Source organism: Nocardia sp. A7 (genome assembly GCF_046549215.1).
Classification (GTDB): Bacteria; Actinomycetota; Actinomycetes; order Mycobacteriales; family Mycobacteriaceae; genus Nocardia.
Window position 1 is genome coordinate 1,453,176 of sequence record NZ_JAJPWE010000001.1, and the last position, 12,339, is coordinate 1,465,514.

A 12,339-nucleotide genomic window follows, 5' to 3' on the forward strand; every position below is an offset into this window, starting at 1 on the left:
GAAGCGTCAACAAGATCGGTAGCGCACTTCCGGCAACCGGTTTCGTCAACCGAGCGGACTCTCGTTGCACGCCTTGGCCGGTGGGCGCTTCACGGTCAACGGCAGCGACACTCTGGGGCGGCTGCGCACCGGACGCGAGTGGTCGACGGCGGGGCGCGGAATGGTGCGCCCCGGTGCCGTCAAGGCCGCTTCACCGTAGCCCTGCACGCATTCCGGATCGGGTCCGTTGGCGGGCAGGCCGGTGAAGAATTTCGCGGCCATGCAGCCGCCACGGCAGGCGTCGTAGTGCGAGCATTTCGTGCACGCGCCACCGTCGACGGGTTCGCGCAGTTCGGCGAAGAGCTCCGAGTCGGTCCATACCGCGTCGAAACCGCCGTCGGCGACGATGTTTCCGGCCTTGAAGCGGTCATGGATGGCGAACGGGCAGGCGTAGACGTCACCGACCGGGTCGACCAGGCAGACCACCCGGCCCGCGCCACACATGTTCAAACCCGGGAGGGCCGAGCCGAATGCGGACAGGTGGAAGAACGAGTCGCCGGTGAGGACACCTTCGCCGTTGCGGACGAGCCAGTCGTAGAGCTCACGTTGCTGTTCGGGCAGCGGGTGCAGTTCGTCCCACACATCGGCGCCACGACCCGAGGGGCGAAGGCGGGTGAGTCGCAAGGTGGCGCCGTACTTGTCGGCGATGGCCTTGAACTCGTCGAGCTGGGAGATGTTGTGGCGGGTGGCCACGACCGAGAGCTTCGCGTCCTGGAAACCCGCCGCGGCCAGGTTCGACAGTGCCTTGATCGCGGTGTCGTAGGAACCGGGGCCGCGCACGGCATCGTTGACCGCGGCGTCGGCCCCGTCGAGGGAGATCTGCACATCGACGTAGTCGCTGGCGGCCAAGCGCGCGGCGACCTCTTCGTTGATGCGAACACCGTTGGTGGAGAACTTGACCCCCACATTGTGCGCGGTGGCGTAGTCGACCAGTTCCCAGAAGTCCGGGCGCACGGTCGGTTCACCGCCGCCGATGTTGACGTAGAAGATCTGCATGCGCTCGAACTCGTCGATCAGCGCTTTGCACTGTTCGGTGTTCAGTTCGTTCGGGTCGCGGCGGCCCGAGGACGACAGGCAGTGCACGCACGACAGGTTGCAGGCGTAGGTGAGTTCCCAGGTGAGACAGATCGGTGCGGCCAGACCTGATTCGAAACGGTCGATCAGCCTGCCGCCCTGGGTTCCGTCACCCGCGGCCAAGGCTGTCGGCGCGGCGGTGACCGGACCCGGTGTCGGCACGATCATGTCGGTGTCTGCCAGCTGCGCGAGCGCCTTGACGTGCGCGTCGGAGGCGTCGATGCCCTTGGCACGCAGTGCGTCGCGCACGGAAGAGTGCGCGGGCAGCGACCGGACCACGTCGACCAGATCGCGGCTCTTGAGGAACGAGAGCTTGCGGGTGCCGAAGTGGTACAGCAGCGCGCCGAAGGACTCCGGACGCAACGACACCCGCGGGTGCAGCGTCCAACGGGTGTCGAGATCGAGCATGGTCAGTACACGCCGCACATGCCGTCGATGCTGACCTCTTCGATCAGCGTCTCGGTGACCAGGTCCTCGTCGGATTCGACGGTCGCAGGCGTGGTGTTCTCAGGCATGACTACCTCCATTGTGTTGCCGGTCACCACGGACCTTAACGTCAGTGACTGCCATAAAGGGCGGAATCGGAAAATCTTTCTCTGCGCACACCCCGCCCCGCCGGGTACGAACCCCTCTAGACTTCCGGGGGCACGAATGAGAAAAGGGCCGATGGCCCGGTGACAGCTACAGGTGAGGCAGAAGCTTGCGTAACCATGGTGGGGCGGGCGCGAATTCGACGGTGCGCCGCGAGTTTCAGCCCCGGAGGAGGAAGCTTGCGTAACCACGGAGGGGCGGGGAGTGGCGCGAATTCAACACTGTCCGAGGCCGAGATCGTTGACGCGGCACTCAAGGTGGTGCGGGAGGACGGGGTCGAGAAGCTGTCCATGCGACGGCTTTCGCGCGAGCTCGGAGTCTCGCCGATGGCGCCGTACTACTACGTGGCCGACAAGCGTGAGCTGCTGGATCTGGTCGCCAGCGCCGCACTGGTCGGGGTGCGCAAGCCGCCGCGCGAGTCCGGTCCGTGGCAGCAGCGCCTGCGCGATCTGATCGATCAGATAGACGATAAGCTGCGCACGCATCCCGGCCTGGGCGACATCCTGCTCGAGCAGATGCTCGGCAAGCAGCTCGACCTGATAGACGCCGTGATGGAGATCCTGTTCGACGCGGGCTTCAACGACCGCAACGTGCTGGCCGCCTACGCGACCATCCACACCTACCTGTTCGGCCGCAGCAGAGTGAACCCGCGCGACCGTTCCGCGCCCGCGGACGTGCTGCTACCCGAGGCCGTGGCCCGAGCCACGAAGTACATGTCCGACCTACGCGGCAAGTACTCCTACGACTTCGGGATGGAGGTACTGGTCGCCGGACTCGAGGCACAGCTTGCCCTGCAGGCGCGTCCCGGCCTAGCATGAAACTGAAACACGTTCTAGTTTTGCCCGAGAGGACGACATGACCACAGTCGAGGTTCCGCACGGCTCACGCTCGGTAGTGCTGCGGGTCGCCGCGGTGATCGCCGAAACGGCCGACACCCACTCCGTGGTCTTCGACGTGCCCGCCGAACTGCGCGAGCGCTTCGCCTACTCCCCCGGCCAGTTCCTGACGCTGCGCATCCCGAGCGAGCAGACCGGTTCGGTCGCGCGCTGCTATTCGCTGGCCAGTTCGCCGTTCACCGACGACCTGCCGAAGGTGACCGTCAAGCGCACCGAGGGTGGGTACGGCTCGAACTGGCTCTGCGACAACATCGCCGCCGGTGACCAGGTCGAGGTGCTGCCGCCGTCGGGGGTGTTCACGCCAAAGAACCTCGACGAGGACATGCTGCTGTTCGGCGCCGGTAGCGGGATCACGCCGGTGATGTCGATTCTGAAGTCGGCGCTGTCACAGGGTTCGGGCAAGGTCGTGCTGGTCTACGCCAACCGCGACGCGAACTCGGTGATCTTCGCGGACGAACTCCGCGATCTCGTCGGCAAGCATCCCCAGCGACTCACCGTCATCCACTGGCTCGAACCGCTGCTCGGCCTGCCCACCGCCGACATGCTCGGCACGCTGGTCCGGCCCTACCTCGCCTACGAAGCGTTCATGTGTGGGCCGAAGCCGTTCATGGATCTGGTGCACGACGCGCTCGGCTCGCTCGGGGTACCGCGCAACCGGACCCATGCCGAGGTGTTCAACTCCCTCGCCGGTGACCCGTTCGCCGATCACGCACCGGCCGAGGTCTCCGAGGCCGAGGCAGCCGACGCGGCGACCGTCGAGGTGGAGCTCGACGGTGAGGTGCACAAGATGTCGTGGCCGCGCAAGCAGACGCTGGTCGACATCATGCTCGACAAGGGCCTCGACGTGCCCTACTCCTGCCAAGAGGGCGAGTGCGGGTCGTGTGCCTGCACGGTGCTGGAAGGCAAAGTGGAGATGGCCAATGCGGAGATCCTGGATCCCGAGGACATCGAGAACGGGTACATCCTCGGCTGCCAGGCGCGGCCGGTGACCGACCACCTGCGGATTCAGTTCTAACGCATCGCGCGGTAGGCGGCGCGCTGCTCCGGATCGAGATGTTCGGTCGCGTAGCTCAGCGCGGTACGGCCCAATTCGGGCGCGTTGGCATTGAGGAAGTCGGTGAGCGCGGTCGGGTCGACGCGTTTACCGATCTCGCGCAACATCCAGCCGAGAGCCTTTTGGATGAGATCTCGGCGGTCCGCTTTGAGGATGTCGGCGAGTTCGAGGGTGGTGCTCGGGTCGCCCGCCTTGATGAAGGCAAAGGTGGATAGCAGGGCTACTCTTCGCTCCCAGAGTGAATCCTGTTGGGCCAGCTCGAAAAGCAGGGTGCGATCCCTGTCGAGCAGCCAGGGGCCGATGATGTGTTCGGCGGAGGCGTCGACCAGATCCCAGTTGTTGACTCGCCCTCGTCTGACCGCGGCGAGGTAGAGCTCGACCATTTCCGCGCGGGCCTTGTCGTCGCGGGTGCGTGGTTTCGAGGCGGCGGCGAAGCGGGCGTTGAGGATGAGCAGGGCGGCCAGGCGTTCCTCGTGGAGGGGGCTGTCCAGGAGTTCGTCGATCTGCGAAAGCGCAAGCGTGTCGAACTGTTTCGCCACCTTTCTGGTGACGGGTACTCGGATGCCGAGAAAGATGTCGCCCTCGCCGTATTCGCCAGGGCCGGATTTGAAGAAGCGCTGCAGGTGATGCGCGTCAGTGGGGTTCGCCAGGTCTGCGAGGACCCTGCGTACTTGGGCAGCGGTAGGGAGTTCGGACACATGCACCTCCGGTCGATAGATCAGGCGGGAAGCGCACCGAGCAGTCGACCCGACTCGAATGTTGCCGCACCGGAGGGTAATTCGCCCGGCCGACCGCTGGTGCGGACGGTGACGGTGCCATTGCCGGTGGTGGGGCGGCCGAGTTCGTCCATCTTGCGGACGGTTTGGGCGGCGACGGCTTGGGCGCTGTCGAAAAGGCGGACGCCGTCGGGCAGGGCGGCGACGATGGCGTCGATGACCAGCGGGTAGTGGGTGCAGCCGAGGACCACGCCCTCGACGTCGGCCGGAGTGCGGGCGGCGGAATCGGCGATCGACTCGCGGATGGCCGCGATGTCACCGCGGTCGATCGCGTCGGCCAGCCCGTGGCAGGCGACTCCCACGACCTTCGCGTCACCGCCGAATCTGGCGATCAGGTCGGCTTGATACCGGCTGGCGGTGGTGGCGGCCGTCGCCCAGACTGCCACCGAATTACATTGCGCGGCAGCGGGTTTGATGGCAGGAACCGTCCCGATCACCGGCACCGATTCCCCGACCTCGGCCCGCACATGCTCCAACGCGGTGACACTGGCGGTATTGCACGGCAGCACGATCACCTCGGCCCCCGCCTCGACCGCCTGCCGCGCCGTACCGACAACCCGCTCGACCACCCACTGCTCCGGCTTGGGCCCCCACGGCGCACCATCGGGGTCGAGCAGCAGCAACAGGTCGACATCGGGCCGCAGCTTGCGCAACCACGAAGCCGTCGGCAGGAGGCCGAGGCCGGAATCGATGAGCGCGACGATCACGGTGTCCACCGTATTACAACGCCACGAAGCGACCACCATTAGCGCACTCGGTCAGACGATCACCAGGCCATGAGGGATTTTCGCTCTCGGGCGATGCCTCCCTGGCGGCCTGGTGATCACTTGACCATCAACTGGTGACGGTGAGGAGGTCGGCTACCGGGGTGGGCGTGGCCAGCTTCGCGCGCAGTTTCATCACCTGGGCGGTCAGGCCAGCACCGAGGACTGCGGTGAGGATGCCGTCGCGAGAGTAGTAGGCGAGGAATTTGCGGCCGTCGTCGCTGACCACGGTGACGTCGTCGTCGGGCGATGGGGTGCCGAGGGCCTGGATCTTGATGTCGTACTGATCGCTCCAGAAGTACGGTACGCGGGCCATGGTGGGGGGTGCGCCGCCGAGAAGGGCGGTGACCAGCAGTTTTGCCTGCTCGCCCGCGCTGGTCCAGTGTTCTACGCGCTTGCGGACGCCGGTGTCGTGCTGCCAGGCGGCGACGTCGCCCACGGCCCAGACGGCGTCGGCGGAGGTGCGGCCGACCTCGTCGGCGAGCACGCCACCGCCTGCGGACCGGTCGGCCAGTTCGATGCCGGAATCGGCCAGCCAGTCGGTGACGGGGACCGAGCCGACGCCGACCACGACCAGGTCGGCGTCGATCTCGGTGCCGTCGGTGCAGATCGCACCAGACACCCGGCCGGAATCGTCGGCACGCAGGGTGTCGACGCCGACGCCGCAACGCAGGTCGACGCCTTCGTCGCGGTGCAATCGCGCCACCAGGCCGCCGATCTGCTCGCCGAGGACCGAGGCCAGCGGGGTCGGCTGCGGTTCGACGAGGGTGACCTCGACGCCGGCGGCGCGGAAGCTGGCGGCGAGTTCGCAGCCGATGAAACCGGCGCCGATGATCAGGGCGCGGTTCGCACCGTCGAGTTCGGCGCGCAGGGTTTGCGCGTCCTCATGGGCGCGCAGCACGTGCACGCCCGCGACGGCGGGCAGGCCGGGGAGTCTGCGGGGGCGCAGACCGGTCGCGATGATCAGCTGGTCGTAGCCGAGAGTGCTGCCGTCCGCGAGGGCGATGGTGCGCGCGGCAGTGTCGACGCCGGTCACCGCCGTCCCGAGGCGCAGCTCGATGTTCTTGTCCGCGAAGAACTCCGGCGGACGAAGGGTGGTGTCGTCGGTCTCACCGCGCACGAACTGCTTGGACAGCGGCGGACGGTCATAGGGCGGGCGCGTCTCGTCGCCGAGCAGCAGCACACCGCCCTCGTACCCGGCCCGACGCAGTTCCTCGGCCGTGCGCAAGCCTGCCAGACCCGCTCCGACGATCACGATGGGCGCGCTCATGTTGTGTCCTCTCGACCTGCTCGGCCACTGACCGCGCATGCCATGTTTCCGCTGTGCCGCGGACCACTACGGTCCCCAGATGTTTGTACCAGTGCACCGGGTCACCTGTGACACCCACGTCGCAACCCAACCGTGCCGGTTCCGGTATCGACCGGGCGGTCAATCAGGAGTAGACCGAGGTCAGAGGTATTTTCGTCTCAACGAGGAGGCATATCCCCATGTTCACCAACAGTCGCGCACAAGATCTTCTGGCCGTTGTGCTCGGCGCATTCACCGCACTGTCGCCCCTGTGGCTCGACACCAACGAGAACGCTCGCTGGACCCTCATCGTGCTCGGCGCCCTCATCGCCGCGACCGGTCTGATCCAGATGGCAAGGGACGACCTGTCCGTCGCGGACTACGCGATGGGCGTGTTCGGCGTGCTGCTGTTCATCTCGCCGTGGGCCATGGACTTCACCGCGTTCCGCGGCGCATCCTGGACCGCATGGGTGGTCGGCGTGGTGACGGCGGTGGTGGCGGTCGCCGCGCTGCCCGCGATGAACCAGCGCCTGCACAACATGGCTCCACATCACTGATGCCGGGCCGACGAGTCGGGCGCCGCAACGCGAAACGCGATGGCGACGCCCGGCAACTCATCCTGGACGCCGCCGAAAACCTGTTCGCCGCACAGGGATTCGATGCCACTCCCACGGCCGCCCTCGCCGCGGCCGCCGGTGTGCCGAAAGGGCTGGTCTTCTACTACTTCCCCACCAAGAACGCGATCCTGTCCGCGCTCATGCGCGAACGCGTCCCCGAACACCCGATCGACGACCTGGCCGCCGTGGTCACCCTCGGCGATCCGGCCGCCAGCCTGATCAATCTCGACACCGCGATCAACCTGCGCGACCACCACTCCTCGGTCCTGCGGGTGATCATGTGGCGCGAGGCCGACACCCACCCCGACGTCCGGCGCAAACTGCGCACCCTGCGCGACCAGCTCCTCGACGTCACCGCCCGTGTCCTGCAGGCCAGCACCCCGGTGCCCGTGCGGCCCGGCACCCTGCACGCCTGCGCTGCCGCCTGGGTGTCGGCCATGTTCGCCATCGCCAGTACCGACCGCCTCCACGCCCTGGACGGCCTCCCCGTTCCCACGGCCGACGACCTGACGAACGTCGCCCAGGTGGTCGCGGCGGGGATGACCCAACTCGGCTGAGGGCGGCCTCGAGCCGTCAGCTTCGGATGTCCGCCGGGCGTCGTCGGCGAGATGGCGACCCGGTCGGCTGCGAATCCGATTTCCCCGCGCTACGGAGAATGCGGATGGCCACCGAGCCGAGGATGCCGTGCAGGATGGCCGCAGTTGCCGCGACGATGTGCAATCCGCTGACGAAGGCGCTGCGGGCGTCGTCGAGGACGGCGGCGGGGAGACCCGGCAGGTGCAGGGTTTCGGTGAGGGTGGGGGCTAGGTCGGGGCCGTTGACGCGGAACAGGGCGGCGGCCAGGGAACCGAACAGGGCGATGCCGAGTGCGTTGCCGAGTTCGTTGCCGGTTTCGGCCAGGGCGGCGGCGGAGCCCGCGCGTTCGGCGGGGACCGCCGCGACGGCGATGTCGGCGACCACGCTGAACGAGATGCCGTAGCCGATACCCGCGACCGCGGTCGCGGCGATGTACCAGCCGATACCGGCGCCGGTGCCGGTCGGCAACAGCAGCAACAGGCCTGCCGCGATGGTGAAGTGGGCGGTGACCAGGGCTGCCGAGTAGCCGACGCGGGCCACCACCGCCGGGGTGACAACGGCGGCGACGGTGAGGACGAGGGCGCCGGGGACCGCGAGGAGCGCGGCGTCGGCGATGGACATATCGAGCACGGATTGCAGGTAGGTCGCCGCCAGGTACGCCGTCGCCGACCAGGCCGCCAGTGGCAGGAACCCGGTGATGATCGCGATGGTGAAGACGGGATTGCCGAACAGGGTGAAGTCGACGAGCGGGTTGTCGATCCGTCGCTGCCTGTGTCCGAACGCCGCGAGCAGCACCACACCGACCGAGCCGAGAACCAGCGATCCGGTCGAAATACCCTCCGCGGCAACATACTTCACGGCGTACATACTCAGCAGCAGTCCGGATGCCGAGGTGAGCACGCTGGCGACATCGACGCTCACACCACCGCTCGCGCGCACCTCACCGAGCAGAATCGGCGCCGACGCCAGGAACACCAGCACCACGGGCACATTGATCAGCAGCACCGAACCCCACCAGAAATGGCTCAGCAGCTGACCGGCGACGATCGGGCCGATCGCGAAACCGGCGGCGAAGGTGGCGGCGAAGATACCGATGGCCTGTGCGCGTCGGCGGGGATCGGTGAACAGGGTGCCGAGCACGGCGAGTGCCGACGGCAACAGCGTCGCACCGGCCACCCCCATCAGGACACGGAAGGCGATCAGCAGTTCGGGGCTGGTGGCGAAGGCCGCGCCCACCGAGCCGAGGCCGAACATCGCCGCGCCGATCATCAGCAGCCGCTTGCGGCCGTAGCGATCGCCGATGGTGCCGAACGCGATCAGCAGTGCGCCGACCGCGAAGCCGTAGCTGTCCAGGATCCAGAGGGATTGGTCGGCCGAGGGTGACAGTGCGTCGGTGACGGCGGGCATCGCCAGGAACAGCACGGAGCCGTCCATCGCGACGAGCAGCACGGGCCCGAGGACTACCAGCAGGCCGAGCCAGGCCCGCAGCTCGGCATTTCGGATTCGATTCATACCACCACCCTGCGATCGGTCGCGGGTGACAACCAGACTCCTGACATGGGTACACCCGGCAGGGGTAGGCACACCCACCGTCCGGTGCCTACGATCGGAACGATGGAGTTGGAAAGCCTCGGAACATTCCTCAAGTCCCGCCGCGACCGAACCACCCCCGAGCGGATCGGCCTGCGCACCTTCGGCGTCACCCGCCGCGTTCCCGGCTTGCGTCGCGAGGAACTCGCTCAGCTCGCCGGCGTCAGTGCCGGCTATTACACCCGTCTCGAACAGGACCAGGCGGGAACCGTCTCCGCGCAGGTCATCGACGCTCTCGCCCGGGTGCTCCAACTCGACCCCGCCGAAACGACCCACCTACACAACCTCGCGGGCCAACCATCAGTCCCCCGCCTGATCAGAAGCGAACCGGAGCAACCCCACCCTCGGGTCCTCACGCTGCTCACCTCACTCGGTGACACCATGCCCGCCGTGGTCCTCGGCCGCCGCGGCGATGTGCTCGCCTGGAATCGCGCCGGGCACGCGCTCGTCGGCGAACACCTCGACTTCACCGCACCCGGCGATCCCGAGCGGCGACCGTCGATTCCGCGCCAGTTCTTCCTCGATCCGCACGCCAGGGACCTGTACCGCAACTGGGACGAGCTCGCCCGCATCCACGTCGGCTACCTGCGGCTGACCGCCGGACGGCACCCCACCGACGCGCGCCTGGCCGAACTGATCGGCGAACTCGCCATGCGCAGTACCACTTTCGCCACCCTGTGGGCTGCGGCGGAGGTCGCCGACTGCACTGTCGGACCGATGGATCTGCACCATCCGACGGTGGGTCGCGTCGATGTCGACTATCAGGTGTGGTTGCAGCCCGACAGCCCCGATCACCGGCTCGAGGTCTACACCGCGCGCGACGCGGGTTCGGCTGACGCGCTACGGCTGCTGACCGCCGGGACTCGACGAGCACCGACGATGGTCGACACCGACACGCCGGACGCAACCCGCGCCTAGGCCGCCGAACCGGTGGCGCCGCACTGGTGCTCGTTCCACGCCGATATTGCGAATTCGGGCGAGATCGATTCTGGTCATGGAATCCCCCAGGCTGGTTCTTGTCGATGAATCGACGCTCGCCTGTCTGGCGTTCCGGGGACGGCACGGCGTCGGATCACGCGGCGCCGCACCGGCGCCTTCATGACCCGATGCGAACTAGAACCGCGGCTGCGGAAGTGCTGTAACCATGCGACCAGTTCTACGCGAGGAGGTCACACGCTGTCGACGGGTTTTCCGTCGCCCGGGCATAAACGCGCAACCGGCACGGTTCGTCACAACAAGCAGCCCACCGCCCTAGGAGCCAACGATGCCCGAAACTCCCCTCGACCTGCACGCTCTCATCGCCGACTCCCGCATCGGCATCCTCGCCACCATCAAATCCGACGGCCGCCCCCAGCTGTCCCCCGTCACCCCTTACTACGACCGCGCCGCGGGCATCATCTACGTCTCCATGACCGAAGGCCGCGCCAAGACGGTCAACCTCCGTCGCGATCCGCGCGCCGCGCTGGAGGTCACCAGCGCCGACGGATGGTCATGGGCCACCGCCGAAGGCACCGCCACGTTGACCGGCCCCGGAACCGATCCGAACGGCCCGGAGGTCGAGGCACTGGTCGGCTACTACCGGGCAGCGGCAGGCGAGCACCCCGACTGGAACGAATACCGCGAGGTCATGGTCTCGGACCGGCGCGTGCTCATGGCGTTGTCCGTCGAGCACGTCTACGGGGCCACGATTCGCTGAGTCAGCTTGTTACAGAGAGGAACTCGGTGACATCGGGCGCGAACCGGGCGTGTTTGATCGCTCCCAGGTGGCTTGTGTTCGGGTAAATGATCAGACGGGAATCGGGGATGCCTTCGGCGGTGTAGCGGAAGGAGGATTGGTCGTAGAACTCGTCGCGCTCGCCGGCGACGACCAAGGTGGGCGTGGTGATGTCGGCGAGGCGGTCGGTCAGGTCGAAGCCGTCTTCGGCGTGCACGAAGGCGAGAGTGTCGGCGGGGTTCTTCGGGCGCAACAGCGGGTCCGCCAGCCAGGCCGCGGCGCCGATGAGTCGGGCCTTCCATGGCGATTCGATGCCTTGGGTTGCCAGGTGATGCAGGGAGCGTTTGCCCGCGGCGGCGGCCTCGCCGTAGTTCATCTGCGACGTGCGCGCGGCCTGGTCGAGTCGGTAGGCCGAGGATGCGATCACCAGTCGGCGCACAGCTGACGGGTGGTCTGCGGCGAGCTGCAGCGCTACCGAACCACCCGAGGAAATGCCGAGAACATCTACCGGAGCATCGAATTCGCTGTGCAGAGCTTCCGCGTGCTCCCGCGCGATATCGGCCATCGAGGTACCGGCCGCCATCCCCGGCGCACGATTGACCGCATACACCCGAAAGTTCCGAGCCAACGGCGCCATCGTCTTGATCTCGCTCGACCGCAGCCACCCGCTCGGATTCACATGGTCGGGCATGAACCACCGCAAGAACACCAGCGGCCGCCCCGACCCGAACGCCAGATAAGGCATCCCGTGCTCGAGCACCCCCTCGCTGACATCCAATTCCCGTTCGAGCGCAGCCCTACCCACGACGCCTCCAATCCTCTCGAATGCGATAGTGCCCCGAACGCTACCGAGCCCTACCGACAACCACGATGACCTGCGAGGTCATCGCAAGCCAGCGGAAGCACCGAACCAGTTGCCTATTAACGACTCTCAGCCCATTGCCAAGGATCCTCGGTAGCTTGGGGAACAGCACATTCGTCCTTCATCAGGCAGGAGAAGCCGTTGATTCAGGAATCGTTGTTGCGTCGGGGATTGCGGGGGATGAATGCCGGGGTGGTCGCATTGACAGAGGCCCCCGTCATCGGGAAGGTCCTGGGTAAGTCGTTCGCGCAGATCAGCTATGTGGGCCGGCGTTCCGGGCGGACCTTCACCACGCCGGTCAACTATCGGCGTTCCGGCGACGAGTACGTCATCGGCGCCGCGATGCCCGACAAGAAGAAGTGGTGGCGCAACTTTCTCGATGAGGGTGGCCCTGTCACCCTCCGCATCGACGGCGTCGACCACGTCGGCCATGCGGTCGCCCATCGGGATCCCCGGGGCCGGGTCACTGTCCGCGTGCGGCTCGACACTGTCGACTGA

14 protein-coding genes are annotated in these 12,339 nt (G+C 67.1%); 7 read left to right on the forward strand and 7 right to left on the reverse strand.

What is annotated here, in order from left to right:
* Window positions 1-45: 45 nt before the first annotated feature.
* Both mftC and mftA read right to left on the reverse strand, forming a co-directional pair.
* Window positions 46-1,521: a mycofactocin radical SAM maturase gene (mftC, locus tag ACLJPD_RS06375; RefSeq protein WP_410871946.1), complete on the reverse strand. Its 1,476-nt coding sequence runs from the start codon at window positions 1,519-1,521 to the stop codon at window positions 46-48.
* Between the two features lie 2 nt (window positions 1,522-1,523).
* Complete coding sequence (gene mftA, locus ACLJPD_RS06380) at window positions 1,524-1,628, reverse strand: mycofactocin precursor MftA (RefSeq protein ID WP_101468422.1); 105 nt, start codon at window positions 1,626-1,628, stop codon at window positions 1,524-1,526.
* A 255-nt stretch (window positions 1,629-1,883) separates the two neighbouring features.
* Here mftA and mftR2 point away from each other — a divergent pair, with 255 nt between their 5' ends.
* Window positions 1,884-2,522: a mycofactocin system transcriptional regulator MftR2 gene (gene mftR2 / locus ACLJPD_RS06385; protein ID WP_410870790.1), complete on the forward strand. Its 639-nt coding sequence runs from the start codon at window positions 1,884-1,886 to the stop codon at window positions 2,520-2,522.
* A gap of 37 nt (window positions 2,523-2,559) precedes the next feature.
* Entirely contained in the window at window positions 2,560-3,615 is a 1,056-nt protein-coding gene (locus ACLJPD_RS06390) for a 2Fe-2S iron-sulfur cluster-binding protein (protein ID WP_410870791.1), read from the forward strand.
* Here ACLJPD_RS06390 and ACLJPD_RS06395 read toward each other — a convergent pair.
* From ACLJPD_RS06395 to ACLJPD_RS06405, 3 genes are all read right to left on the reverse strand, one after another.
* Window positions 3,612-4,352: a DNA alkylation repair protein gene (locus ACLJPD_RS06395; RefSeq protein WP_410870792.1), complete on the reverse strand. Its 741-nt coding sequence runs from the start codon at window positions 4,350-4,352 to the stop codon at window positions 3,612-3,614. The genes ACLJPD_RS06390 and ACLJPD_RS06395 overlap by 4 nt on opposite strands.
* 20 nt (window positions 4,353-4,372) lie before the next feature.
* Window positions 4,373-5,137, reverse strand: a complete 765-nt coding sequence (locus ACLJPD_RS06400) for a glutamate racemase (protein ID WP_410870793.1) — start codon at window positions 5,135-5,137, stop codon at window positions 4,373-4,375.
* A 127-nt stretch (window positions 5,138-5,264) separates the two neighbouring features.
* On the reverse strand, window positions 5,265-6,464 hold the full coding sequence (locus ACLJPD_RS06405) for an NAD(P)/FAD-dependent oxidoreductase (protein ID WP_410870794.1): 1,200 nt from the start codon (window positions 6,462-6,464) through the stop codon (window positions 5,265-5,267).
* 218 nt (window positions 6,465-6,682) lie between these two features.
* On the opposite strand from ACLJPD_RS06405, the gene ACLJPD_RS06410 reads away from it, so the two are divergent.
* Both ACLJPD_RS06410 and ACLJPD_RS06415 read left to right on the forward strand, forming a co-directional pair.
* On the forward strand, window positions 6,683-7,039 hold the full coding sequence (locus tag ACLJPD_RS06410; protein ID WP_410870795.1) for an SPW repeat protein: 357 nt from the start codon (window positions 6,683-6,685) through the stop codon (window positions 7,037-7,039).
* Window positions 7,039-7,656, forward strand: coding sequence for a TetR/AcrR family transcriptional regulator (locus ACLJPD_RS06415; protein ID WP_410870796.1), 618 nt, complete (start codon window positions 7,039-7,041; stop codon window positions 7,654-7,656). Before ACLJPD_RS06410 ends, ACLJPD_RS06415 begins: the two co-directional genes overlap by 1 nt.
* Window positions 7,657-7,672: 16 nt before the next feature.
* Here ACLJPD_RS06415 and ACLJPD_RS06420 read toward each other — a convergent pair whose 3' ends face one another.
* The gene (locus tag ACLJPD_RS06420; protein ID WP_410870797.1) at window positions 7,673-9,187 is read right to left on the reverse strand and encodes an MFS transporter; all 1,515 of its coding nucleotides are present in this window, start codon (window positions 9,185-9,187) and stop codon (window positions 7,673-7,675) included.
* A gap of 102 nt (window positions 9,188-9,289) precedes the next feature.
* Between ACLJPD_RS06420 and ACLJPD_RS06425 the strand changes: the two genes are divergently transcribed.
* Window positions 9,290-10,183 (forward strand): helix-turn-helix transcriptional regulator, encoded by an 894-nt coding sequence (locus ACLJPD_RS06425; RefSeq protein WP_410870798.1) that lies wholly within the window; start codon window positions 9,290-9,292, stop codon window positions 10,181-10,183.
* 346 nt (window positions 10,184-10,529) lie between these two features.
* The gene (locus tag ACLJPD_RS06430) at window positions 10,530-10,961 is read left to right on the forward strand and encodes a PPOX class F420-dependent oxidoreductase (protein WP_410870799.1); all 432 of its coding nucleotides are present in this window, start codon (window positions 10,530-10,532) and stop codon (window positions 10,959-10,961) included.
* Between the two features lies 1 nt (window position 10,962).
* Here the strand turns inward: ACLJPD_RS06430 and ACLJPD_RS06435 are convergent, their stop codons facing one another.
* A complete protein-coding gene (locus ACLJPD_RS06435) occupies window positions 10,963-11,784 on the reverse strand; it encodes an alpha/beta fold hydrolase (protein WP_410870800.1) in 822 nt (273 codons plus the stop codon).
* A 198-nt stretch (window positions 11,785-11,982) separates the two neighbouring features.
* On the opposite strand from ACLJPD_RS06435, the gene ACLJPD_RS06440 reads away from it, so the two are divergent.
* The gene (locus tag ACLJPD_RS06440; RefSeq protein ID WP_410870801.1) at window positions 11,983-12,339 is read left to right on the forward strand and encodes a nitroreductase/quinone reductase family protein; all 357 of its coding nucleotides are present in this window, start codon (window positions 11,983-11,985) and stop codon (window positions 12,337-12,339) included.